Annotated in this window: 20 protein-coding genes and 1 pseudogene; 8 read left to right on the plus strand and 13 right to left on the minus strand. The window is 46.1% G+C overall.

Annotation, left to right across the window (positions count from 1 at the left end):
* The first annotated feature begins 95 nt into the window (after positions 1–95).
* The 5 genes from rplT (at position 96) to DYADSP32_RS05125 (ending at position 6827) form a co-directional block, all read left to right on the plus strand.
* The gene (rplT, locus tag DYADSP32_RS05105; protein WP_149243723.1) at positions 96–440 is read left to right on the plus strand and encodes a 50S ribosomal protein L20; all 345 of its coding nucleotides are present in this window, start codon (positions 96–98) and stop codon (positions 438–440) included.
* 214 nt (positions 441–654) lie between these two features.
* Positions 655–1275 carry a hypothetical protein gene (locus DYADSP32_RS05110; protein ID WP_149243722.1) on the plus strand — a complete coding sequence of 207 codons (621 nt, stop codon included), beginning with the start codon at positions 655–657 and terminating at the stop codon, positions 1273–1275.
* Between the two features lie 440 nt (positions 1276–1715).
* Positions 1716–4262 (plus strand): phosphocholine-specific phospholipase C, encoded by a 2547-nt coding sequence (locus DYADSP32_RS05115; RefSeq protein ID WP_149243721.1) that lies wholly within the window; start codon positions 1716–1718, stop codon positions 4260–4262.
* A gap of 282 nt (positions 4263–4544) precedes the next feature.
* A complete protein-coding gene (dnaK, locus tag DYADSP32_RS05120; RefSeq protein WP_149243720.1) occupies positions 4545–6449 on the plus strand; it encodes a molecular chaperone DnaK in 1905 nt (634 codons plus the stop codon).
* 162 nt (positions 6450–6611) lie between these two features.
* Complete coding sequence (locus tag DYADSP32_RS05125; protein WP_414617524.1) at positions 6612–6827, plus strand: hypothetical protein; 216 nt, start codon at positions 6612–6614, stop codon at positions 6825–6827.
* A 148-nt stretch (positions 6828–6975) separates the two neighbouring features.
* Here DYADSP32_RS05125 and DYADSP32_RS05130 read toward each other — a convergent pair whose 3' ends face one another.
* Complete coding sequence (locus DYADSP32_RS05130; RefSeq protein ID WP_414617525.1) at positions 6976–7836, minus strand: alpha/beta hydrolase; 861 nt, start codon at positions 7834–7836, stop codon at positions 6976–6978.
* 137 nt (positions 7837–7973) lie between these two features.
* Positions 7974–8645, minus strand: coding sequence for a DUF1080 domain-containing protein (locus DYADSP32_RS05135; RefSeq protein WP_414617526.1), 672 nt, complete (start codon positions 8643–8645; stop codon positions 7974–7976).
* 293 nt (positions 8646–8938) lie between these two features.
* Here DYADSP32_RS05135 and DYADSP32_RS05140 point away from each other — a divergent pair, with 293 nt between their 5' ends.
* Together DYADSP32_RS05140 and DYADSP32_RS05145 are read left to right on the plus strand one after the other, a co-directional pair.
* Positions 8939–10531, plus strand: a complete 1593-nt coding sequence (locus DYADSP32_RS05140) for a L,D-transpeptidase family protein (protein WP_149243719.1) — start codon at positions 8939–8941, stop codon at positions 10529–10531.
* Positions 10532–11118: 587 nt separating this feature from the next.
* Positions 11119–11367: a hypothetical protein gene (locus tag DYADSP32_RS05145; RefSeq protein WP_149243718.1), complete on the plus strand. Its 249-nt coding sequence runs from the start codon at positions 11119–11121 to the stop codon at positions 11365–11367.
* 91 nt (positions 11368–11458) lie between these two features.
* Here DYADSP32_RS05145 and DYADSP32_RS05150 read toward each other — a convergent pair whose 3' ends face one another.
* From DYADSP32_RS05150 to DYADSP32_RS05190, 9 genes and pseudogenes are all read right to left on the minus strand, one after another.
* Complete coding sequence (locus tag DYADSP32_RS05150) at positions 11459–12328, minus strand: alpha/beta hydrolase fold domain-containing protein (protein WP_149243717.1); 870 nt, start codon at positions 12326–12328, stop codon at positions 11459–11461.
* 226 nt (positions 12329–12554) lie between these two features.
* Positions 12555–13694: pseudogene (locus DYADSP32_RS05155) on the minus strand (glycoside hydrolase family 5 protein).
* A 162-nt stretch (positions 13695–13856) separates the two neighbouring features.
* Positions 13857–14699, minus strand: a complete 843-nt coding sequence (locus DYADSP32_RS05160) for a hypothetical protein (RefSeq protein ID WP_149243716.1) — start codon at positions 14697–14699, stop codon at positions 13857–13859.
* Positions 14700–14994: 295 nt separating this feature from the next.
* Positions 14995–15717: a pseudouridine synthase gene (locus DYADSP32_RS05165; RefSeq protein WP_149243715.1), complete on the minus strand. Its 723-nt coding sequence runs from the start codon at positions 15715–15717 to the stop codon at positions 14995–14997.
* Positions 15717–16448: a class I SAM-dependent methyltransferase gene (locus DYADSP32_RS05170; RefSeq protein ID WP_149243714.1), complete on the minus strand. Its 732-nt coding sequence runs from the start codon at positions 16446–16448 to the stop codon at positions 15717–15719. Before DYADSP32_RS05170 ends, DYADSP32_RS05165 begins: the two co-directional genes overlap by 1 nt.
* A gap of 72 nt (positions 16449–16520) precedes the next feature.
* The gene (locus DYADSP32_RS05175) at positions 16521–17237 is read right to left on the minus strand and encodes a DUF1361 domain-containing protein (protein WP_414617527.1); all 717 of its coding nucleotides are present in this window, start codon (positions 17235–17237) and stop codon (positions 16521–16523) included.
* A gap of 162 nt (positions 17238–17399) precedes the next feature.
* Positions 17400–18683 carry a DEAD/DEAH box helicase gene (locus DYADSP32_RS05180; RefSeq protein ID WP_149243713.1) on the minus strand — a complete coding sequence of 428 codons (1284 nt, stop codon included), beginning with the start codon at positions 18681–18683 and terminating at the stop codon, positions 17400–17402.
* Between the two features lie 170 nt (positions 18684–18853).
* Positions 18854–19219, minus strand: a complete 366-nt coding sequence (locus DYADSP32_RS05185; RefSeq protein ID WP_149243712.1) for a DUF779 domain-containing protein — start codon at positions 19217–19219, stop codon at positions 18854–18856.
* A 274-nt stretch (positions 19220–19493) separates the two neighbouring features.
* Positions 19494–21047, minus strand: a complete 1554-nt coding sequence (locus DYADSP32_RS05190; RefSeq protein WP_149243711.1) for an aldehyde dehydrogenase family protein — start codon at positions 21045–21047, stop codon at positions 19494–19496.
* A 267-nt stretch (positions 21048–21314) separates the two neighbouring features.
* Here DYADSP32_RS05190 and DYADSP32_RS05195 point away from each other — a divergent pair, with 267 nt between their 5' ends.
* Positions 21315–22247: an AraC family transcriptional regulator gene (locus DYADSP32_RS05195; protein ID WP_149243710.1), complete on the plus strand. Its 933-nt coding sequence runs from the start codon at positions 21315–21317 to the stop codon at positions 22245–22247.
* Between the two features lie 736 nt (positions 22248–22983).
* On the opposite strand, the gene DYADSP32_RS05200 is transcribed toward DYADSP32_RS05195, so the two are convergent.
* Positions 22984–23454, minus strand: a complete 471-nt coding sequence (locus DYADSP32_RS05200) for a YdeI/OmpD-associated family protein (RefSeq protein ID WP_149243709.1) — start codon at positions 23452–23454, stop codon at positions 22984–22986.
* A gap of 221 nt (positions 23455–23675) precedes the next feature.
* On the minus strand, positions 23676–24320 hold the full coding sequence (locus DYADSP32_RS05205) for a DUF1080 domain-containing protein (protein ID WP_149243708.1): 645 nt from the start codon (positions 24318–24320) through the stop codon (positions 23676–23678).
* Positions 24321–24725: the final 405 nt, after the last annotated feature.

The following is a 24725-nucleotide window of genomic DNA, read 5'->3' on the forward strand; positions in this document are numbered from 1 at the left end:
CCAACAAGTTTAAGAATACCTATTAGGTTTTTTGTTCAACCCGATAGCCGGCTTTAAGTCCCACAGGGCGCCGACCATCAAAAACAGTTTAAATTATGCCACGTTCGGTAAATCATGTTGCGTCACGTGCAAGACGTAAAAAAGTACTTAAGTTAGCGAAAGGCTATTTTGGCCGTCGTAAAAATGTATGGACCGTAGCAAAAAACGCCGTTGAGCGTGGATTGGCATACGCATACAAAGGTCGTAAGCAAAAGAAACGTAATTTCCGCGCGTTGTGGATTCAGCGTATCAACGCTGGAGCACGACTTCACGGATTGTCATATTCAGCTTTGATGGGTAAACTTTCTACCTCTGGTATTGAGCTAAACCGTAAGGTACTCGCCGATTTAGCAATGAATCATCCCGATGCTTTCAAAGCAATTGTTGATAAAGTAAAATAAAACAGCATCCCGCCACCCGGCGGGATTTTTTTTGCTCCTCCATTGTCGCCGCGACCTAAGTCCCTTCTTCATTCTTCATTGTCGTCCGCGACCTCGGTTAATTCTCAATTGTCCAATATTCCTATTTGGTTTTTTTATATAAATATTAACTGAATACAGTTACTTTTATAGATCCTATCAGTCCAAGGAACAAAAAACTACATCTAGAAAAAATATGTTAGAACAACTACTAGGCCTTATCGAACAAAATTCCCAAGAGGCCATCGTACAAAACCCAGCCATTCCGAATAGCCAGAACGAAGAAGTGATGCAAACACTTTTAGGATCCATTACAGGCGGTCTGCAGAATCAGGCTCAGTCGGGTAATATTCAGGGGTTATTGGGACTGCTCTCGGGAAATAGCGGCACTTCTTCCAACGGATTGATGAACAACCCTATTGTCTCCTCCATAGCCACCAATGCTATTAATGCCATCATGCAAAAATTTGGTATCAATAGTAGTGCCGCAAGCGGTATCGTAGCATCTGTTCTACCAGGCGTTATCGGCAGTTTGATCAGTAAAGTAAGTAATTCCAACGACTCAAGCCTGGACTTCAACAGCGTTCTTGGCGGATTACTGGGAGGCGGAACGAATCAGGCAGCAGCTCCTCAGGCATCCGGGTTTGACTTCAATCAGATCGGGTACGCCATGGCCGACGGCAAACTGGATATGAATGATCTCATCCGTGTGGGTGGTAGCCTCATGGGCGGTAGTGGCAAGAGCGACAGTGGCCAACAGCAACAGGGAGGTCTTGACCTTGGTGGACTTTTGGGAGGACTTTTCGGAGGAAAATAAACGCTCATATACTGTTTCAAAAGGTTTTTCGCGAAGTCAACGCTCAACCCGTTGACTTCGTTTGCATGAAGGGTGGACCATTTTTCTAAAAGGAGCCACCTGCCATTAGATCACCATGGCCAGCACACCTAAAACGTAGGAAATTACGCAATGAAAGAAGCCTCTGAACCCCCCTTCTCCCTCTTCAAAACGTGACCATTTCAATAGTCGAGCGCTTTGCAGCTAATGTATTTAACAAAACATAAAACTGCCTTCACCGCTTTTGTAAAGAAGCTTCCGCCGCGGCACAATAGGTTCCCCTCTGTATACGTACTCATGCCCCCAAAAGGGAAACAAAAAGTTCTTCTAAATTTAATCCTGAGTTTTGCTAAACCATGGTACTTTAGCGCACAATTCAGGTAACCCTGTATACGTAACCACCACCTTTCTAAACGTAACCCATGGAATCAAGAAGAGAGTTCATCAAAAAAGCAACAATGTTAACGGGGGCAGCCGGACTGCTTAGCGCGCTTCCTCCATCAATCCAAAAGGCGCTGGCCATTGACCCGGCCGTAGGGAGCACTTACCTCGACGCAGAACATGTTGTCATATTGATGCAGGAGAATCGCTCATTTGACCATAGCTATGGAACCTTAAAAGGTGTTCGTGGCTTTAACGACCCACGGGCCATTACACTCCCAAATAAAAATCTCGTATGGCTGCAAACCAACGAATATGGAGAAACTTTTACGCCGTTTCGCTTGAATATTAAGGAAACCAAAGCCACCTGGATGGGCTCCCTGCCCCACTCCTGGACCAATCAGGTGGATGCCCGAAACGGAGGGAAATACGATAAATGGCTTATTGCTAAAAAACCTGGCCCCGCGGAGTACCACAAAATGCCTCTGACACAGGGGTATTACAACAGGGAAGATATCCCATTTTACTACTCTCTGGCCGATGCCTTTACGGTCTGCGATCAAAATTTCTGTTCCTCACTTACAGGAACCACACCCAATCGCCTTTACCTATGGACCGGAACGGTGCGCGAACAACCCAACACCCAGGCCTATGCGAATGTCCGCAATGAAAATGTTACAGATGATAACGAGGCCAGCTGGACAACCTTCCCGGAAAGACTTGAGCAAAACAATATTTCCTGGCGGATCTACCAGAATGAATTAAGCATCAGAACAGGATTAGGAGGCGAGGAAGAAGCCTGGTTGAGCAATTTTACCGACAACCCGATAGAGTGGTTTAAACAATACAATATTCGTTATCACACCAAGTATCAGGATTATCTGAAATCGAAGGTGAAGGATCTTACCACGGAGGTACGAGCACTCCAGGTCAAAGTGCGTAGTGGTAATTTAAGTGCGGAAGAAAGTAAGAAAGCGAAAAGTCTTATTGAAGAAAAGGGACTTTTATATGAATTTCTGCAGTCCGAATTGAAGGAATGGAGTCCGGAAAACTTTGCCAAGCTGAGTGAGTTTCAAAAAAATATCCACGCCAAAGCTTACACCACCAATGTCAACGACCCTGATTATCGCTCGGTTGCTACGGTGAAATACCATGATGGCGACATCGAACATGAAGCAAAAGCACCTCAGGGTGATGTACTGCACCAGTTCCGTTCGGATGTAAGCAACGGAAAACTGCCTATGGTGTCCTGGCTTGTGGCCCCTGAAAACTTCTCCGACCACCCGGGAGCCCCCTGGTATGGCGCCTGGTATGTATCCGAAGTGATGGACATACTAACCAAAAATCCGGAAGTCTGGAAAAAAACGATCTTCATCCTGGCCTATGATGAAAATGACGGATATTTTGATCATGTGCCTCCCTATGTGGTCCCGACGCCTAATAAAGAACATTCCGGAAAGACCTCGGCTGGCATTGATACCGATGTAGAATTCGTGACCCTGGAGCAGGATATGCGAAAAAAAGAGAAAAAAGAATCCCGGGAAAGCCCGATTGGCCTGGGGTATCGGGTGCCTCTGGTTATTGCATCCCCATGGAACAGGGGTGGTAACGTGTGCTCCGAAGTTTTTGATCATACTTCCATCCTCCAATTTTTAGAAAAATTTGTAAGTCACAAATCCGGAAAAGAAATAAAGGAAGAAAATATCAGTGCCTGGAGGCGTACAATCTGCGGCGACCTTACTTCATCGTTTAAGCCTTATGATGGTCAAAAAATACCGTTGCCCAAGTTTGTGGACCGCACTGAATTTATGGAAAGTATCCATAACGCGCAATATCGAAAATTACCAAATGGATACAAGGCCCTTACCAGTGAAGAAATAAAGCATGTCAATGCCAACCCCATGGCCTCGCCTGCCATGCCAAAACAGGAAAAAGGAACCCGGCCTTCGTGCCCGCTGCCCTATCAGCTCTACGCTGATGGCGCATTGAATACTGACAAAAAATCATTCGAAATAGACCTGGAAGCGCGAAATGACATATTCGGAAAGCAGTCGGCAGGCGCACCGTTTATTATTTATGCACCCGGAAAATATAAAGAAGAGCTGGTTGCCGTGTGGAACTACGCCGTTTCTGCCGGAGACAAGCTACAAGATAAATGGTTGCTTGAAGATTTTGCTGATCAGCAGTATCACTTGAAAGTATATGGTCCCAACGGCTTCATGAGGGAGTTCATGGGGAGTGCTGCCGACCCGAACATCCAGGTTACATGCGCGTATCAACTGGACAAAAACCAGAAGCCCACAGGAAATATTGAGCTGAAAGTTAAAAATCTGGATTCGGCCAGAAAGCAACTCGTGAGCATCAGAGACAACGCCTACAAAGGAAAGAATCAGGCAAAAACGTTGTCGGCATCAGGATTAACCGGCTCAGAATCAACCTTCAAAATTGATCTGCAAAAAAGCTTTGGCTGGTATGATTTCACATTAACAGTGGAGGGAAACAATGGTTTTGGTAAGCGGTACACAGGGCATGTGGAAACTGGAAAAGAAAGCCAGAGCGATCCCTTTATGGGCGGTATGGTCGTTTAGCATTACTCTTCCGGCACCAGAAATAAGAGCAGAAAAGGTGTATACAGATGAAGATTCCCAGGAGGAATTAAAGATGGCCAGAGGCTGCTGCAAAGCGCCAGGTCACTTTTAATTCCTCCTTCTATTTTACCTTAATCGCACCTGACACTTTGTCACATACATTTGGTCCATATTCGTCTGGTACGGGGTTTTTAGAATAACATGGAAAGCGACACAGATTCAGAAATAGATGGTGTTGTCAGACATGAGAAAACAATCAAGTATAACTATCAATACATAACAATGGGAAAAATAATTGGCATAGACTTAGGAACTACGAACTCTTGCGTTGCTGTAATGGAAGGTAACGAACCTGTCGTAATAGCAAACAGCGAAGGGGCACGTACTACCCCGTCCGTAGTTGCCTTCATGGATAACGGCGAACGTAAGATTGGTGCGCCTGCAAAACGTCAGGCAATCACCAATCCCAAGCATACGGTAAGTTCGATTAAACGTTTCATGGGTAAGAAATACGAAGAAGTAACAGGTGAAATGAAGACTGTTGCTTACAGCGTAGATAAAGGCCCGAACAATACCCCTAGAATTCCGATTGGCGACCGTCTTTATACACCTCAGGAAGTTTCGGCATTCATTCTTCAGAAAATGAGGCAGACTGCCGAAGATTATCTGGGACAAGAGGTGACTGAGGCTGTCATCACGGTACCTGCCTATTTCAATGATGCCGAAAGACAGGCAACCAAAGAAGCAGGTCAAATCGCCGGTCTTGACGTAAAAAGGATCATCAACGAACCCACTGCTGCTGCCCTGGCCTATGGTCTTGACAAGCAACATCTGGATATGAAAATTGCCGTTTTCGACCTTGGTGGAGGTACGTTTGACGTGTCAATACTAGAGCTCGGCGACGGTGTTTTTGAAGTAAAATCAACGGATGGCGATACCCACCTCGGTGGAGATGACTTTGACCAGGTTATTATCAACTGGCTTGCGGACGAATTCAAATCCGATGAGGGTGTGGACCTTCGCAAGGACGCAATGGCATTGCAACGTTTAAAAGAGGCTGCTGAAAAGGCAAAAGTTGAGCTTTCAAGCTCGTCGCAAACGGAAATTAACCTGCCTTATATCTTCCCGGTAGATGGCATTCCAAAGCACCTTGTGCGTACGCTTACCAAAGCTAAATTCGAGCAATTGGCCGACAGTTTGTTCCAACGCATGATGGAGCCTTGCAAGAGGGCCATGAAAAATGCAGGATATTCCAACAGCGATATCAGTGAGGTTATTCTGGTAGGTGGTTCTACCCGTATACCACGTGTTCAGGAAGAAGTTGAAAAGTTCTTTGGAAGGAAACCTTCGAAGGGTGTTAACCCGGACGAAGCGGTGGCAATTGGTGCAGCTATCCAGGGTGGCGTTTTAACTGGTGAGGTGAAAGACGTTCTTTTGTTGGATGTTATTCCTTTGTCTCTGGGCATCGAAACATTGGGTGGCGTTTCTACGAAACTGATCGAAGCCAATACAACCATACCTTCCAAGAAAACGGAGACATTCTCAACCGCTGCTGATAACCAGCCATCTGTTGAAATCCACATTCTCCAGGGAGAGAGGCCGTTGGCCAACCAGAACCGTACGCTGGGACGTTTCCACCTATCGGATATTCCACCAGCACAACGTGGTACTCCACAGATTGAGGTAACTTTTGACATTGATGCAAACGGTATTCTGCATGTATCTGCCCGCGATAAAGGAACAGGTAAGGAGCAAAAAATCCGTATCGAAGCGTCAAGCGGACTTACCGATGCCGAAATCAATAAGATGCGTGAAGAGGCCAAAGCAAATGAGGCTTCCGATAAGGCTGAACGTGAAAAAATAGACAAGATTAATGCAGCCGATAGCCTGATTTTCTCTACGGAAAAACAGCTTAAAGAGTTCGGTGACAAGTTATCCGAGCCGAATAAATCAGCCATTGACGGAGCACTTACTGAGTTGAAAACAGCCCATCAAACCCAGGATGTGACCGGCATTGATTCGGCTATGGAAAAACTGAATGCCGCATGGCAGGCAGCCAGCCAGGAAATGTACGCACAGGGTGGCGAAGGACAGGGAGCACCTGCCGGCGCACAAGGTAGTGCAGACCCCGGACAAGGTGGACCAACAGAAGATGTAACTGACGTAAACTTCGAAGAAGTTAAATAGGGAAATTGTCTAAAAAAAATCCCCTTCTGTAATGAGTTGGGGATTTTTTTTACTCAATTTGCCTCCACACAGGGCACCAAACTTGTGATTTAGTCGTGGCATCAATTTTAGATAGTTATTACAGACTTCATTCATTCTAAGACGCAACAACATTTGATCCCTATGCATAGCAATTTCTCTTTGCCCGAATTGATGTACCTGTCGCCAACTACCCGTGAAAAAGCGGTACTTATTGCGCAAGACTTAATCAGAACAAATAACCTTTCACCTCGTGAGGCTATTACCAAAGCAGTGTTGATCGCTAAAAACTGGGCGGTTAAAAATGTAAATCGGAATGTGTGGAAGAAACTAAAGTCGTTCGAAAAGGAAATGATCTGACAAAACCTCACGCTGAGCGTAACCAGCCTTGTATAGGAATTACCTCAAATGTTGGCAACTCTTTATACTGGAATAAAACTAAAAATCAATAATAAAAAACGCGTCGGAGATATCTTCGGCGCGTTTTATTTTAAAGAAAGATGCGGTTTTAATATTGATGAAATCCCTGGGAGACAAATTCCAGTACCTGGGGAAGGGATTGTCTCCAATAGGTCCAGTTATGTGCGCCATCACGAATACGAAACTCATGCGGAATCTCTTTTTTCTTCATCGCAATGTGAACCAGGCTATTGCCTTCATATAAAAAATCATCGTCACCGCAATCGATATACCAGCGAACAGCCTTTTTCTGATCGTCCTTGATTGCGTTAACCAGCGGTACTACGCTGTGGCGGTTGAAGTAATCAGCAACGGTTGAGTCCTGGATACTGGGATTATTACGTACCAGATTTTTCCGGGCATCCTCCAGGGTGAGTGGCCCCGTTGAAGCGCTGAGTGGGCAGGCCGAAGAAAACAACTCAGGATGATGTAAGGCGTACATAAAGGTCCCTCCTCCTCCCATGGACAGTCCGGAAATCGCCCTATACCGCTTTTCGCCCTTTATTCGATACTTTTTTTCAACGAATGGCATCAGCTCCTTAAAGAAAAAATCCTCGTAAGGCCAGTCACCTTTCACATCGTTGAAATACCCTCTTCTTCCTGTATCTGCATCCGGCATGACGATGATCATTGCCGTAGTGCTCCCTTCTCTTATTGCCTTATCGGCAATATGAAGCACTTCCCCAAACTGTACCCAACCCGTATGATTATCACCCGACCCATGCAGAAGATACAGAACAGGGTAAGTGCGATCAGACGTCTCGTAATCGGGAGGAAGATAAATGGCAAACTTTCTCTCCGATTTGAGCAACTTACTGGGAACCGACAGGTTGTCCATCACCTTTCCCGATTGGGCATAGGTCATCGATGTAATACAAATCAACCATACAGTTAAATACCTGATCATCATATTCAGTTCAAAAGATTAGTAAAATAGTAAAATTAGGATTCTTATCCTTTCTTTAATGACTCATTGAAGAAGAAATAAAACGTTTGACGCTACCAACCGGCCCCCCTTAGAATCCCCCCCTCCTATTTATCAAGACGCTATAATTCTTCTATCCACATATCCTTGTAAAAAACCAGAGCTTTACCCCCGCCATGAATCTGTAGCCCAATGATCCCCTCCTGGGGAATCGACTTATCGGGTTCCTGGTAATCTACGGTCTGTTCTCCATTCAGTTTGATCCTGATCCTTCCGTTTTCAGCCCAGACTTCGTAATTGTTCCAATCGCCCGGCTTCAAAATTTTACTTACCGTCGCCGAATCAGGCCCGACCAGTGTTTTATTTCTACGTGATTCATCATACAGGCTGGCCCAGTATTTATCACCCAAATCGGCCTGGTAACCAATCATTTCATACGATGGGTTTGTGGCACGTTTACTGTGAAACTGCACCCCGGTATTGATAAAGCCGTCGGTTCCGGTAAGTTTAAATTTCAGCTTCAACCTGAAATTACCATAACTTTTCCTGGTGCACAGAAAATTATTGTGTGGAACCGTCTCTGTCAGGGAGCCTCCTGCAAGCGCTCCATCAATGATGTTCCATATCTTGACAGTATCACCTTCCCAGCCATTGAACGTTTTCCCATCGAACAGCCGCACAGGCTTTTTTTCAGGTGAAAAGCCGAGGGAAATTACAACAGATACCAGCATTACGGCAGGTATAAATCGGGACAGAGAATTTGTCTGGCTGGTTTTTGAACATTTCCTGAACATGGCGCAAAATGAAGTTAGGCTATGATTACAATGATGATTATGGTATTCCTTGATTAAAGACAGATACAAAGCAAGCTTACCCAAATATTTTATGCCATTCTAAACCAGGGACGTCAGAAAGTGAATACGGGTTCGACTTTCTGACCGGCTAGCAGATCTTTACCCGGGAATCAGGCCTGCTGACACCAGCCCTAAAGACAACGGATAAATCAGTACTTTTAAGACAGTACCAAGTCCGTGAACAGAATCCTGCAAAAATGATTTAATATTGTGTTGAAACTAATGACCAAAAAATGAAACGCTTATCCATCTTATTTTTATTTGCCCTTTCCCTTTATTCCTGCACCACATCAGAAAAGAAAATACCCGTCATTGCCGAACGTGACACAACCATTACCAAGGAAATCTCCTACTCAGAGTTGTTCCTTGATTCGGTGTCAATTGCACAATTCAACCAGCCTGCCGATGCTCCGGATAGTCTTCATGGTCAAATTCAGAATTTCTACAATCTGCGGAATTATCAGTTTGCCTGGTTTTTCCCCGACGGAGCCGGTGAATTTGTCAATACTTTCCTTAGTCTTCAAAATGACTACATACACTACTCCGGTGATAGCACGCTTTATAATCCAGTACTTACTGCCCGTATCGACTCCCTTCACGGGCTCAAAGTAATCGACCCCAAAGATCCGATCATCATAGAAACAGAATTGTCACTCACGCAACAATTTTTCCGTTATGCCAATAAGGCCTATTCGGGAAATCAGAAAATCAATGCGCGTGAGCTAAACTGGTTTATTCCCAGAAAAAAAATCGACACCCGGGCATTCCTGGATTCGCTGCTCAAAAATAAAGGAGAAAACCTGGCGACTTATGAGCCTGTAAACCGTCAGTACAGACTATTGAGGGAAAAAGTACTTAAGTTTCACCAGATCCATAACACGCTGGATACCAACTCGATTACCTTCACCAAAAAGTTAAAAAAAGGTGATTCAGCCGAGAGCATAAAGTTGGTCAAGAGAAAACTATTCCAACTGGGCGATCTGCAGGTCAATGACAGCACCTCACACTATGACTCCACTTTATCCGCTGCAGTGATCAACTTTCAGAACCGAATGGGCCTCACAGCCGACGGTACCATCGGCCCCAATTTTATAAAGGAACTGAACGTACCGATCAGCGAGCGGATCAAACAAATTCTGATCAATATGGAGCGTATCCGCTGGATGCCGGCTACTCCGTCCACCGACTACATCCTGGTAAATATTCCCGAGTTTCAAATGCATGTTTACGAACAAGGCGAACTTGCTTTCAATATCAATGTGGTCGTAGGCTCCGAAGCCCACAATACCGTCATATTTTCTGGATCTCTCAACCAGATCGTGTTTAGTCCTTATTGGAACATACCACCAGGTATCCTCAAAAATGAAATCCTGCCAGGCATCCGCCGTAACCCCAATTACCTGGCAAGACATAACATGGAACGCTACTCCGGTGGCATACGGCAGAAGCCCGGGAAGTCCAACTCGTTGGGACTCGTAAAATTCCTGTTTCCCAATAGTTATAATATCTATTTCCATGATACGCCCTCCAAAGGCCTTTTTGGCTCGACAAACAGGGCATTTAGCCATGGTTGTATACGACTGAAAGAACCTGTTAAGCTGGCGGAATTTTTACTCAGGAAAGACAGTACCTGGACCTCTGAGAAAATTAAGAAGGCCATGTCCTCCGGAAAGGAAAAATATGTCAGGCTCAAAGGGAAAAACGAGATTCCTGTTTTTATAGGTTATTTTACTGCCTGGGTAGACAGGAACGGACAGCTGCAATTCAGGAAAGATGTGTATGGGCATGATAGAAAAATGGCCGACCACCTGTTTGCAGTTAATTAATTTATTTTAATATGTCTGGAAAAATTTCATTTAATAGAACAAATTTTAGCAGCTCAATTCCCGGAAAACTATGCTCTTATTTCACTGATTTTTAAGCATATAGCGTGAGTTTTGAACAAATTCTACAATGAGAATAAAATATTTTGTAGTATTTATTAAGCCCAAAATTTGATTATATGATTTTTATGAATTAGCTTTGGATCATTAAAAATAGAGGAGGGTTTATAAAAGCCTTGGTTACTTACCAAGGCATTTTATTTTTCTAACCATCTCACTTCTCTTCTTAAAGCACCTCTAAGGCTCTGCCAATAGCTTCCCTTTCCAGCCTATCTACACCAAGTTCTCGCTGCATTCATTTTTGAAAAAAAATAATTCAAGTGAATTTTTAAAGGAAGTTCCGAAAAAAGCAAAGTCCTGTAATGACCCATCCAGGTTCGATCTCTGATCCAGATGTATCGTTCACCTATCCTACACATAAGCCGTTCAAACGTACAATTCTGTGTTCATCAAAATGTATATGGATATCGGTAAGCACGACTATACCTTTGATTCATAAAATAGAACAAAGACAAGAATCAAAAAAAGCCATGAAAAATTTAATGAAAGTATCCGCCTTGTTGTTTGTCCTGACTGCAACACAAGGATGGGCCGCTGTTGCCAATGAAAAATCAGAATCAAGCCGTACAAACACCACCTTACCCAGCAGTGCTCCTGCCATAGAAATAAAGGGACCAGAGGTAAAACATAAGGAAGTAAAAAAAATGATTCAGTATAGCCCCGAACAAAAGGCTTCCATTGTAGAATTGAAAATTACCGGAATGAATCTGAAAAAATAGTAAATAAGGGTTAAGTGAGGTAAAAAAGCAGGATCGATTACTGGATCCTGCTTTTTTTTACTTCTGCAAACTCATAGCATCCACAACGTAATCAATGGTTCAGTTGCCTTTTGAAAAACGCCCAGGCTTCCAGATGCACGTCAATATCTTTTGGGTAGTCATGCTTACCATTGATGACTTTTAACAGAACCACCTCTCGTTTTTTTGCTGCATAGGCATATCTCTCGATGGTCTTACCATCCGATGGATCCTTGTCCGGCAATAAGGTCATTTTAGGCTCTCCATGGTATCCGCTCAGCGCCGCCCAGTAACGGAAAGTATCCTGGGTGGAGCGCACTGTACCTAAATATACATCACCGGTTCGCATCTCGCCACCCTCATAGCGGTTCAAAGGATCATTGGTTCCATTAATAATCAGCACGGACATGGGCTTTCCGACCGGAGCACAATCCATATTCGAATCTGAGGGTAAACTGGCGATGATCGCAGCGATGGCCCTGAACTTATCAGGCATGGTCAAAGCGAGCTTGTAAGCCATGTGACCGCCTCCCGATGTCCCCACCACAAAAACACGCTTCGGATCAATCTTGTACTTCTGATGAAAGTAACTGATCATTCCATCAAAAAATGCATTTTCGTCTATGTTTTCCACATTGGCCTGGGAGGTAGCGGCTTTACGGCATTCGTTCCAATATCGTTTGTAGCCATCCGGATAAACGACGATAACCTTTTCCCGGTCGGCTATCTTTTCCAGTGACATAGCTCCATTACGGACCCCCTTACCGTTTCCGCCGGAGCCATGAAGCACAAAAACAAGACTAAATCCAGCCGTGCCGTTCTCTGGTTTATTGAAATGAAAGGATCTGTAATTTCCGGCTATCTTCAACGAGTCGGATAACAACTGGGCATTGGATACCAATGAGACCAGAAACAGGGAAAGTGTGATGGCAATTTTTTTCACAAAAATGAAATTAGGTTGAATGGAAGTTTAATAAGTCGCTAGACCACCCGACCCGAAACCACTTGCATGGAAATACAGACAGGTGTTAGGGATTGGCTTTCAGGGTAATTTCAACAAAAATGGCTAAAATAATCCGTATGGACAGATATCACCCCAGACAATTGCGACGCCGGTACCAAAAATAATGGCAGCATCCTAACATCGAATATAGAAGAGGAAGTATGGCCTAGTACTTCATCAGCAGGTTGAGCAGTTTTCGGTCCAGTTTGTAGCCATGAAAATCTTCGTAGGCAACATCGGCACGATTTGAGTTCAACACGCCAAAATCTCCCGCGAACTCCCAAAGCGAAAATCCGATCCCATGGGATGAAAGAATGTCCAGCACATCGTTGAACCAGGCGAGAAATACATCATGCGGCGTCTTATTCCAGCAACCACATTCACCGCAGTGCACACCCACACCCTTATTTACGAGTTCGATCCAGGGCTTATAGTAATTTTCCAACAGCTCCCGGCTGAGGTACCGGTCCCCAACCTGCCCGGGCCATTTGGGAATAGGAAGATTTTCAATGTCCTTATTGGCCCACGGCGCCTTATAATGTGAAATAATACCCGGGTTGTAACCCCGGCAGCTTTGCCCCACGTCCAGATCTGTGATCTCCGGAATAACCGACGATCCCACATCGTTTCCATCGGCGATAATGAGGTGTTTGGGGTTTTCTTTACGTATGGCCTCGCAGGCCGCCAATACCAGCTTGCGGTAAACAGCTCCGGGGACCGTGCTGTGCCTGGAATGCTGATCATTCATATCAGCGCGGAGACTGGGCTCATTTAGCAGGTCAAAACTGATCAACCTGGATGAAACCTGTTTATACCTCCGGGCCCACATGTTCCAATGAAAACAAAAAGCTTCAAGCGCCTCTTCGCTCTGCCACAGATTATATGGTTCATGGAAACCCGCATTGATGCAATATCCGGGAGCCCGATGCAGATTGAGACTTACATGCATGTGATACTTGCGCGCAAGGGAAACTAATTGATCGATTTTTTCTACAGCTTGCGCGTCAATCTGATATACTTCCTCCGGCGTAATATTGCGGCCTCTGTCAAATTTGAGATAAAAGGGATAGGCCATCGGAAGCCTTACGAAATCAAAACCCTAGTCACTCATCCATTTTAACTGCTCCTCCGTGGTTGACTTCCGGCTCTTTGCAGGATCGGGTGAGAAAAAATCAAGTAGATTAAATCCTTTCCATTTGGGTAACCTGTTGGTCACCGGCACCTTTAAATAGGGCTGCGTCACCGGTATCACTGAGCCCATAGCTGCCAGCATCCCGGTGTGCTTTATAAAGATCCTCCTGTCCATGATTCTCGTCTTTGATTTCAATTAAAATGCCACGATCCGGGAGTTATACTGATGCGGGCTCTGGCAGTTTGACAGTTTAAATTAGCCGTCCTCACCATACCAAAAAAGGTGACCCCATCAGTGAGGCCACCTTTTAAACAACTTTTCCCTTAACCTTTTCCTTTAATCCACAGCAGCCGGGGTATCCTTTTGGATGATTGGCCACACCCCTACACGTGGGAAAGTAATACCCTTGTTGGCTCCCCTGACCTTGTTATCCGATCCGAAGTAGTAGAGAGGCCAGCCCTTGTAAGTCAGTTGATCCCGTCCAAACACGCTGATTTTACCAAAGAGTGTCTTATCCAGCGTGGAAGGCAAATCCTTTATTTCTGTATAATAAATAGGCCATGTGCCATCGTTACTGAAATCGGATTTTGTGTACCTATTCACATTTTTCTTGTCATTGACAAATCCATAAATGGTAACGCCATTGGCATCCGTGAAATAGATTGTGGCTCCGGTACCCTCTTTGTAAACGCCCGCATCCAGGATGTAATTCTTCGTATCGTGTCCGATCAACTGGGCGCTTGCGATCATGAGAGAATAGGTAGTCTTGGCTACAAACCACACATTGCCCACGTTTTCACCCTTCACATCTCCGGCAGCCATATCCGATTTATAATAATACAGCGGCCATCCCTTGTATGTAATCTGTTTTTTACCGGCAGCCGTAGTTACGGAACTAAAGTCGGCTGCTGTTAGACCCGCATCCAGCCGAAGATTATCTACGCTAAAAACAGGCCAGTTGTCCAGGCAGGTACCCGTGCAGGTGCTGGCTCCGCTTACATCCTTGGCAAAGAAATACAGGGTCATACCCTTGTTATCAGTCAGCACCTTACCCAAAGACGTATCTTTGATGGTGATGTCGTAAGTCGGAAGCGGCTCATCGTCGGTTTTGCAGGCAATGGCTACCAGCAAAAAGAACCCGGCGGCAATCAATGAGCGGATTGAAGATTTTAATTTCATAAAAAGTGTTGTTATGGGTAAGCAATGGTTTGTTTAATTGCTTATACGGAACCAATCGGGTACAGGTTGCGTGCCGGGTAAAAGTATTACCTCCCCCTGCCCGATCTGACCCTTCAGGAGCTAAACCTTGCTCATTTTGGTTCTACTGATCATTTAATGGAACTGCAAAGTGTTATGAGCTGCCAGGCCCTGGCACTTTTCCCTTTTTAAGAAAAAACATTCATTGGACCATTACACCTGGCTGCGCGGAAATAAACCTGACAGAAAGTGGGAATGAGATGAAGAGGATCGGAGACTACAAAGAAAAATGCAGCGTCTCAAGCATTCGCAGAAACTCTTGCTGATAATTAGCTTCGATAAAAACCTCTTTACCCGTTTCAGGATGACGGATAACGAGGGATTTGGCGTGAAGCAACATCGTATTCATCTGAAAAACCTCCTTGAAGAATTTATTCTGTTTGTTGCAGCCATGCGGCCGGTCGCCGATGATCGGATGCAGAATATGCGCCATGTGTTTTCGGAGCTGATGCATCCGGCCCGTAGTCGGTGTAAGCCGGACCAGTGAATAGCGCGATGTGTTGAATATACCGAACGGAACCGGTATCTCCACGCGCTCCATCGTTTCATAGGAAGTAAATGCCTCCTGCACTACACCATCATCGCGCTTCAGAGGATAATCGATCTCTCCCCGATCCGGAGTAAAACCACGCACGATCGCATGGTACGTTTTGGCAACCTGTCCCTCCTGAAACAAAAGCTGGGTTGCCCTGTTAACGGCATCGTCCAAAGCAAATAGCAGCACCCCGCCCGTCTTCCGGTCGAGCCGGTGCACGGGATAAACCTTCTGTGACAGCTGGTCGCGCAGCAGTTGAACAGCAAACACGTCCGTATCGGCCGCTATGGAAGATCGGTGTACCAGCAGACCGTGCGGCTTGTTGACCGCTACCCAATGGACATCCTGGTATATTATTTCGAGCAATGGCGGAACTGCCGAAAAAGTATTCTCCGGATTTGACATCAGAAAATTTTCAGTTTCTGATCATTCTTTGCCGTGAGTACGGTGTAGGTGTTAGGCTTAATACCAAGCAGGAAAGGAAATGTTTCCAGAATCAAATGCTTCAGTTTGACCAACAGGAAGCCGACTTTATTGTTCTTGTAAAATGGCCTGATCATTTCATCCTCATACAAGGAACATTTGTCGCGGATCACGTCAAAGTTTTCTGATTGAAGTAAAAAACGAAACAGCCCGGGCGTGTATATGTTGATGTGCCCGTAGGCAAGAAAATGCTTCAGCTTTTTATCAACATAAAATGAGAAATCAATGGGCACTTCGAAAATCTGATATTTAGACACCCGTTTTATTTCACGAAGTAGCATCCGTTCGTGCTCCACGTGTTCCATCACGTGCGAACAGATGACCAGATCAAAATGATCATCCGGATAGGGAATTTTGTAGCCATCAAATAATACAATGTCGTTAAGATGGGGAATCTGTTTTGATTTGATCATTTCGATCCCGCTCTCAGAGATCTCCACACAGTTCAGATCGGTTGAAAAGCTGCTTTGCGATAACCATTGTAAGATACTCCCCTCCCCGGCACCCACTTCGAGCACGTTGCGGAACTGAATGTGTTTACTCAGTTCAATGATATTGAGGGCCTTGTACTTCGCACCCATTTTACGCCATTCTACCGATTCCGAGTCATACTGTCCCGAATAGGTCTCCTTAATATTTTCTGATAATTGCATAGTTTGCCACCCGGATAGATCCTGTGACTGTAAACCTACAAAATAATACAAGTTGTATCAAATCCGGGCCCGCTACCGATTGCTGTATCTCACCCTGAACCGGATGATTACCCACAATACCAGATACAGCATGCCCAGAACAATCCCTATTTCCAGACTTAAAACAAGTGCCGTACGATCCATCACACTCTCAAACAGGTTGGAGATGGTATCCAGCGGGTTGTGTACAATATCCCAGCTGTTCATCCGCCTCACTCTGCCCAGGTAAACGCCAAAGCCTGCCAATGGCAAACTAATGACCAAAAGAAAGGTGCTCACTGAGCGATTGAAAACATGCCGCCACGACTGATGTATCCAGTAAAGTGATACGAGGCCATTGAACAAGCTCACCTCAGCGTAAATAAAAAGCATAATGGTATCATGCCAGGTGAGATCACGCTGGTAATCCACGGTAAGGTGTGCGAGATCGGTGATCATGTAAGGTGCATTCGGGAAAAATGCCAGCCACACCATACTGATCAGAATAACGGTTACAGGAATTTTGCCAAATCGTTTGGTGAGACTGTTAGCCACAAAGGCAAGCAGCAGGGGTATCCAGCTCAGAAACAAATTCCAGTCCATTGAAAAATCGACCGGCGCATCAAAGTAGATCCTGACCAGATGAAAGAAAACGGCGGTCAGGCTCAGAAGCAGGAGAAGCAACAAAGAAAACAAACCCTCGATGGAAATAATCGGGGGTTCAGACACACTAAATCGGTATTCTCGTATCCATTTGATCAGACGTTCCAAATAATATCCATTTTAGGTTCATAACGTAAACGAAAAGGGAGAGGGTTTGGCTGACACAAATAGATTCGTTAAAACATTCCATATTTCCTTTGAAAGAAAATAAAATGTCACCTAATCCAAGTCGGGGCGATGATAAGATCTAGCCAGGGACGCAATATAGCCTCATTTTGGCTGACTTTGCGTCTTTTCATCCCGCTTTTGTTTGGGACGTCTTCTTTTAGCCTGACCAACAGCAGGTTTTTTTGGCCCGCGACCGGCATCTTTATTTCTCGATCCTGCCTGACGGAAACGATGAGGTTCGAATAAGGGAGCAACACCAAGACCCAGGCTTTCCGTGATGGATTGTTTGTCAACTTCCTTTTCGAAAAGTCGTTCAATCTTCAACACATACTTTTGATCCTGCTCGTTAATAAATGTAATGGCCGTTCCTTTTGTCTCCGCACGGGCAGTCCGTCCAATGCGGTGGACGTAATCTTCAGGATCACGGGGTACGTCATAATTCACCACATGGCTGAGGTTGTCGATATCTATTCCCCTGGACAATACGTCCGTGGCTACAAGAACCGGGAAAGTACGGTTTTTAAAATCTCTCAGAACGATTTCCCTTTCCGCCTGATCCGAGTCGGAGGAAATGCCCCGGGCGCTCAGGCCCAGCTTGCGCAAAGCCCTTACGATGGGTTCGACGGTTGATTTCCTGGATGTAAAAAGCACCATACTGGTATTCTGCACCTGACTAAGCAAATGCACAAGCAGCGGAAGTTTTTGCTCGTCATTGGTCATGTAAAACTGCTGATCAATCCGGTCTACCGGCCTGGATACAGCCAGCCTGATTTCTTCGGGCTGATGCAGGATGCGTTTGGCCAGTTCACCGATCTTCGATGGCATGGTGGCCGAAAACATCAGCGTTTGCCTCTTATTGGGCAAAAAGCTCATGATTTTGAGAATATCACTCAGGAAGCCCATGTCCAGCATACGATCCGCCTCGTCGAGTACGAGGTGCTTGATAGACCCGAAGCTCACGTATCCGAGCTGAAGGTGGGCAATCAGCCGGCCCGGCGTGGCAATAATAATATCTGCTCCTTGCGTAAGTGCTTTTTTCTGCTGGTCCCACTCCGGCCCCTTGTTACCTCCGTAGACAGCGATACTGGTGGCACCTACAAAATAGCCCAAACCCTGAATCTGCTGATCGATCTGAACGGCAAGCTCCCGGGTAGGAACGAGTATGAGGGCACCTGTGTGTGTGGCGGATTCATGCGCCACTTTATCCAGAATTGGAATTAAATAGGCGGCCGTTTTTCCTGTACCGGTCTGCGCACAGGCAAGCAGGTCTTTGCCTTTCAAAATAAGAGGGATGGCTTGTTCCTGAATAGGTGTCGCCTGCTGGTAGTTCATGGAATCCACGGCGTTCAAAACGTCTTCGTGGAGCTCAAATTCATTAAAATTCAAAATTCAGCTAATTGGGTCGATAAGGATATACATGCATTGCAGCCTTTCCTTATGCGAGTTGTTGACAAAAGCTGACCTACATTTCCCAGTCAGCAAACCGCTTGATTCTGAACAAAGATAGAAAAAAAGGGCCAAGGATAAAAGCAAACGACACGAAGCTACTTTTCAACTTACAAAATAGCTCCCAAATCATCCCGCTCTTCATCGGAATACATCCGTGAACGGGTGATAAAACGTACCCCCATGGGTATCTCCAGCGAAAAACTGGATCCGCGTCCGGGCGTAACGTCAATGCTGAGCTGGGTATGCTGCCAGTATTCAAACTGATCACGGCTCATATAAAATTCACAGCCGGCGATGGTTCCCAGTAGCACATCACTCTCGCCCGTTTTAAACTCACCTTTCTCAAAACACATCGGCTGAGATCCGTCACAGCATCCACCGCTCTGGTGGAACATCAAATCGCCAAAACGACCTTTGAGCTCAGAAACCACTTTTTCGGCCTCCGGCGTTATCAAAACACGTGGTGTGGACATAATATATCATTTTTGGCAGTTGGCGATCGGCTTTCAGCTGTCGGACACCAGCTGTTGGCAATCGGGATTGAAACTGACTAATGGTTTGTAGAATAGGTAACAGTCTTAATAAAAAACAGAGTTACTTGACTATTCGGGGGAAGAAAACCACCACCACCCCATCAAGGAGCAAATGCATTATTCACTCCTTGACGGCGGGCCAGGCTGGGCTGGATGCCTTAACGGGGTTTTGTGATGGCAGCTGAAAAGTAACAGAATTTTCCGGATTTATCAATCAAAAGAAACCCAATTTATTCTTGTCATAAGAAATCAGCATGTTTTTAGTCTGACGATAATAGCCCAACATCATTTTGTGATTCTCCCGACCAAACCCTGATTTTTTGTAACCCCCGAATGGCGCGTGGGCAGGATAAGCGTGGTAGTTATTTACCCAAACACGACCCGCCTGAATGGCACGCGGCACCTGATATATCTCATGCGCATCACGCGTCCACACCCCTGCACCCAGTCCGTAAAGGGTATCATTGGCAATCTCAATCGCCTCCTCGGTCGTCTTGAATGTGGTAACACAGGCAACGGGTCCAAATATCTCTTCCTGAAAAATGCGCATCTTATTATGTCCTTTAAACAGGGTTGGCTTGATGTAGTAGCCTCCGGCAATGCCGTTTTCAAAGGTATTGGCTTCCCCGCCTACAAGTACTTCGGCCCCCTCTTCCCTGCCAATTTTCAGGTAAGAAAGGATCTTTTCGTACTGGTCATTGGATGCCTGAGCCCCCATCATGGTGGTACCATCGAGCGGGTGTCCGAGTTTAATGGCTTTCACACGTTCGATCACTCTGCTCATAAATTTGTCGTAAATCTGCTCATGGACGAGTATCCGCGACGGACATGTACAGATCTCTCCCTGATTCAGGGCAAACATCACGGCACCTTCAACGGCTTTATCAAAAAAGGCATCGTCCGCATCGGCTACAGAAGGGAAAAATATGTTCGGTGACTTGCCTCCCAGCTCCATGGTTACGGGGATCAGGTTTTCAGAAGCATATTGCATGATCAGACGCCCCGTGGTGGTTTCACCGGTAAAGCTGACCTTGGCCACTCTCGGAGACGAAGCCAGCGGCTTACCAGCCTCAGGGCCAAAACCCGACACGATATTCAACACACCCGGAGGAAGCAAATCTCCGATCAGCTCCATCAGTACCATGATGGAAGTGGGCGTCTGCTCCGCAGGTTTCACTACAATGGTACACCCGGCCGCGAGTGCAGGTGCAATTTTCCACGTCGCCATAAGTAATGGGAAATTCCAGGGGATAATTTGTCCTACAACACCCAGCGGTTCATGAAGATTGATCGAAATCGTGTTTTCATCATGCTCTGAAATACCACCTTCCTCCGCCCGGATCACCCCGCCGAAATACCTGAAATGGTCGATCACCAGTGGCAGATCGGCCGCACGTGTCTCCCGGATGGCTTTTCCGTTGTCGATAGACTCGACCACGGCCAGGTATTCGAGGTTCTCCTCGATCCGGGCAGCAATCTTAAATAAAATATTGCTCCGCGAGGTAGCAGATGATTTGCCCCAGGTTTTGAAGGCCTCGTGAGCTGCATCCAGCGCCAGCTCAATATCCGCCTTGCCCGAACGGGCCGCCTTTGTAAAAACAGCTCCGTCTATCGGGGAGATATTGTCAAAATACTCGCCGCTAACCGGCTCTACAAACTTGCCGCCGATGTAATTGCCATATCTTTCTTTAAACTCCGGCCGTTTCGCAAGATTTTCCTCTGCATGACCTTTATTTTCTAAAACTGCACTTTCAGATGCTGTATCCATGATGTTTGTTAAGCGGTTATGTGAAATATCTGATACAAATCTCGCATCTGTTCACGTTAACCTTTCGCACTATTGTTCCAGCTTATAGGATAATTATCTCATTTATTCAAAAAACAATTATATTTATTGCCACTTCATCGGGACCACCCCATTTGAGCAGACGGACAGGGATAGGTGATTCATTTTCTGCACAACGTTTACCTATCGCTACCACTAAACAGCGGGACCGTTTTTCGGTTTTTTTAATAATACCAAAATCAACCACCCATGCCTACCGGACATAAAATAAACCAGCTAGCCATTTCCGACGAGAAATCCATGAAAACCCTGGTAGAAAACCGACGGGCTTTCACGCTGGAAAATTGCGAACTGAATGTATTCGAAACCCTGCAAACCTCCGAGCTCGTTTCGTTGACATTCACGGATTTTGTCGTGACGAGTATGCTGAGAGGTAAAAAGGTGATGCACCTGTTTGATAAACCTGGGTTCGACTACCTACCCGGCGAAACGGTCATTGTGCCCGCACATACCACGATGAAAATTGATTTCCCGGAAGCGACCAAAAACAACCCGACCCAGTGTATTGCACTGGCCCTGGATCAGACCAAAATTCAGCAGATCGTCAACCGGCTGAATGAAGCCTATCCGAGAGAAGATGCGAATCCCTGGCAACTGCACAAAAACCAGTACCACTTTCTCAATAATCTTGAACTGGCTCAGAGTATCAATAAGCTGATCAATATTTGTTCCGGATCGGGCATTGGCAAGGATATCCTGGCGGATCTGACGCTGCAGGAAATGATCGTGCACATCATTCAGACTCAAAATTTACAACTGGCTACGGGCCAGCATGCGGATCTGAACAACCCGCTCTCCTACGTTATCAACTTCATACGCGCCCACATTGGCGAAAAAATTCAGATTGACCAATTGAGTGAAAAAGCTTGTATGAGCCGTGCCTCGTTTTACAGGGCGTTTAAACGTGAGTTCAGCATCAGTCCGGTGGATTTTATTTTGCAGGAAAAAATAAAAAAGGCCAAGTCACTTCTGACCGATTCCAAAGCCAGCATTTCGGATATCTGCTACCAGCTCGGCTTTACGGATCTGAATTATTTCGGCAGACAATTTAAAAAATCAGAAGGCATTTCGCCTTCCCAGTATAGGAGTTTGAATTTTAAAGAAGTTGGGTGTAAGATGTGAGGTGTGAGAAGTAAAATGTGAGAAGTGAGATGTGAAATGTAAGATGTGAAATGTCACCCTGAGCGGAGCGGCCGCCGTTGCGGTCGAAGGGTGACCGCCCCCCCGGCCGGAAGCGAGATGTCACCCTGAGCAGAAGCGAGATGTCACCCTGAGCGGAGTCGAAGGGTGAGCGGAGCGGCGGCCGCTGCGGTCGAAGACAGTTTACAAGCAACACTTCGACCGCACGGGAGGCCCCGTTCGCTCAGTGTGACAAGGGGGGCCGGGCGGATGTGAGATGTCTGTCTGAGCGTAGTCGAAGACAGTTTACAAGCAACACTTCGACCGCACGGGAGGCCCCGTTCGCTGAGTGTGACACCTCGACGACGCTCAGTGTGACAGGGGGCCGGGCGGATGTGAGATGTCAGTCTGAGCGCAGTCGAAGACAGTTTACAAGCAACACTTCGACCGCACGGGCGGCCCCGTTCGCTGAGTGTGACACTTCGACTACGCTCAGTGTGACAGGGCCCCTGGCGGATGTGCAATGTCACCCTGAGCGGAGCGGCCGCCGCTGCTGTCGAAGGGTGAGCATGGTCGAAGGGTGAATGGACTTCCCGCCCAGCCGGTAAATCCTAATCAATCCCTCCTCCCTTGTCTCCCGCGACCCCGGTTAATCACTCCGGCGACCCCGTCCTCCTTCTTCCATCCTCCTTCCTCCCTCTACGCCCGCGCCCCCGGACCTTCATCCACTGAAAAACCTCTACCTCCTCCCTTTCAACCGATTAATCATCATGATAGCCCTGTCTATACGGATCTGCACCGACTTTGCTCCTGAAACGTAATGGATAATATTCCGCTGCATACTGGGCAGTTGTTTGTGAAAAAGCCGGTCGCCTTCATCGTCCATTGCCAGCAGTTCTTTTAATTCCTCCGGCATATCGCGCCCGTATTCGCTGTCGTCTCTGGTAACGGTCGCAGCGATCGTTTGTCCCAACACCAGCTTGGCAGCCTGACGGATCGGGGTGCCTACATTGATGTAAAATCCTCCCCCACCCTTCGGCCTGATGGCACACTGAAATTCCACGTCATCATTCAGGCGACAACGAACCCGTGCCGGTCGGCGGCCCTCCACAAAAACCGCTGCCACCTCATCAGGCACCATCATAAAAAATTCGCCCCCCTTCCTGGGGAGGCGATCAATTCTGGACTCGAAATGTATGGGCTGGATCATTATAAATCAGGAGATTGCATATTAAAAGAAGTTAATGGGAGTTAAAGGAAGTTTAAGAAGTTAACTTTCTCAGGATTACAACAAATCTGATCCTTTGTCGCTACTTTAACATAGTCGGATCGCTCCCCATACTTACCTTCTCCCCTTCAATAACTCCCCTCACCGCCCATCGAAACACTTCTTAATTCTTAACTCCTTAATTCTTAACTCCTCCCTTCCCCCTACTCCGTCAAGGGCCGTACCTGAATGTCTTTAAAATAAACCACACTTTTGGGGTCGTGTGCCTGTAAGGCGAAAGTGCCACTCTTCAGGAACCTTAGCTTGTGATCATCCGGCCGTTTGTCTGCATCTGTTTCTTCATAATCAATCACCACCTTGTCATTGATTTTAACCGTAATGTGTTTGCCTTCCACCTTGATGTATTCGGTGTACCACTCATTGTCTTTTACATAGGTTTCCTTGATGTCCACAATATCGTAAAGACTTCCCGTGCGTTTCCAGTCTGTATGCGAATTATTCACCTGGATTTCGTAACCCTCCGCGGGCCACCCTCTTTCCTGGTAGGTGGTATGGATGTACATCCCCGAGTTCGCGCCCGGCATGGTCATGACCTGTGCCTTGTATTCAAAATTCTTGAACATGGCGTTTTTAACCGGCCCGTCATAGAAAAGATGGGCCCTTGGCCCTGCCACTTTAATCGCACCGTCCACAACCGAAAACGAGGAAGCATTCTCGCCCACCTTCCAGCCATCCAGATTTTTACCATTAAAAAGACTGATCCATCCGGATTGGCCATAGGACGACCCAGAAATCAAAATAAACGCCAAAAGAAGCGTGAATGAACTTAGAATAATGTGTTTTTTCATTGGGAAAATAATTTAGATAAAAAGTGGCTCTGAGTATAATACGCATGAACGCCAAATCAGCCTATCACCAGGTGACGACCGAAAGGGAACAGAGGTCTCAAAAACATGAAACCTGCACCTGGTTTTTACAAAAAAAGAACATGGCGTAAAAACTACTGCTTTTATGGTTTGATGCGACGAATAATTTATTGGGGGCTGCCGGTGGGGTGAATGTTGCGGGTGTGTTCACCCAGGAAAGATTCTTTATCAACTAACCTTCAAAAATAATTTTCAACTATTCTCATCCTAGGAGCCTGTCGGACTTAGATTTTTAGGCTCTAAATGGATCATAGCGGGTGATGGTTTTTTAGATGATGTATTTTTTGAAGACCGGCCTTACGAAAATTAGGAAATTGGCTTGTCCTG

This window comes from Dyadobacter sp. 32, assembly GCF_902506755.1.
Taxonomy (GTDB): Bacteria; Bacteroidota; Bacteroidia; order Cytophagales; family Spirosomataceae; genus Dyadobacter.